Origin of the sequence: Sulfitobacter sp. HI0040 (assembly GCF_001634885.1) — a bacterium.
GTDB lineage: Bacteria > Pseudomonadota > Alphaproteobacteria > Rhodobacterales > Rhodobacteraceae > Sulfitobacter.
In genome coordinates this window covers 1-310 of the sequence record NZ_LWEX01000576.1, presented here as the reverse complement: position 1 = coordinate 310, position 310 = coordinate 1, and the positions used below count along the sequence as shown (strand labels likewise).

Here is a 310-nt window from a genome sequence, read left to right as displayed (position 1 = left end):
CGGCGATATCCTCAATATCGACGTCACCGTGATCGTCGACGGCTGGTACGGCGATACCTCACGGATGTATGTGGCGGGCAAACTCAGCCGGAAGGCGGAGCGCCTCATTCAGGTCACCCACGACAGCCTGATGCGCGGCATCGATGCGGTGCGGCCCGGGAATACCTTCGGCGATATCGGTCATGCGATCCAGACCTATGCGGAAAGCCACCGGATGAGCGTCGTCACGGATTTCTGCGGCCATGGGCTGGGTCGGGTGTTTCATGCCCCGCCCAATGTGCTGCATTACGGGCGCCCCGGCACCGGGGCG

General features: G+C 63.5%; 1 protein-coding gene. It reads left to right on the top strand.

Annotated elements, in window-relative coordinates; all coding sequences use genetic code 11:
* Positions 1-310 (top strand): M24 family metallopeptidase (locus A3728_RS21040; RefSeq protein ID WP_150120930.1); only part of this gene is annotated, 310 nt, incomplete at both ends.